Annotated in this window: 1 protein-coding gene; it reads right to left on the bottom strand. The window is 70.4% G+C overall.

Annotated features, from left to right (window positions below; translation table 11 throughout):
* Positions 1-492: 492 nt before the first annotated feature.
* A partial coding sequence (locus ACYVDG_RS29030; RefSeq protein ID WP_460761416.1) for an HNH endonuclease signature motif containing protein occupies positions 493-695 on the bottom strand: 203 nt, incomplete at its 5' end.

Genomic DNA, 695 nt, shown 5'->3' on the forward strand with positions numbered 1-695 from the left:
AGTGCAGGTTTCCCCGTTTCCTGCCGCTTGATGGTGGCCGTCTCCGCTGCGCGCGTCAAGGTCGTCGCCATCGAGCGCTTCGCGCATCATTGGCGCTCCACCTTGACCCGCTTCGCTACGACGGCGGGTTGGCGGCTAGCAGGAAACGGGGGACGTGTGGTCGGGGAGGCGAACACCCCGGCCTTCGGCCGGACCCCAACGGCACGGCCTGGCGGCCGTCAATCGCCACTCCGCCGGAGCGCAACGGGTCGGGTGTCGCGGCCGGTCAATGTGTGCGGCGAACCCCGGTCGGCCTGGGGGCCGATTCCTGCCCCTGCGCCGGAGCGTTGACGCCTGGGGGTGTCGCGGCTGGTCATGGTGTGTGGCGAACCTCGGCCGGCGAGTGGGGGCTGGTGCCTGGGGCCGGGAGGGTCGGGGTCGGGTCGGGTCCTGTCCATGCGGGGGTAGAGACCCAGCGGAAGCGGGGGGCTTGGGGTGATGAGGGGTGGCTGGTTACGGGTTCGGGTGTGGGGCTGGATCCCCATCCGGGTCCCCCTCCTGGTTTCCGGTGCGGCCCCGGTTGCGCCCGGACCACATGCGGCGGTCCTGGCGTACCGACCACCGGTGCTTGATCTGGTTATGGGTCGCGCACAGCGGCTGGATATTGGTGGCGCTGGTGGTGCCGCCCTGCCAGAACTCCACGATGTGATCAGCCT

The organism is Nocardiopsis oceani (assembly GCF_054777395.1).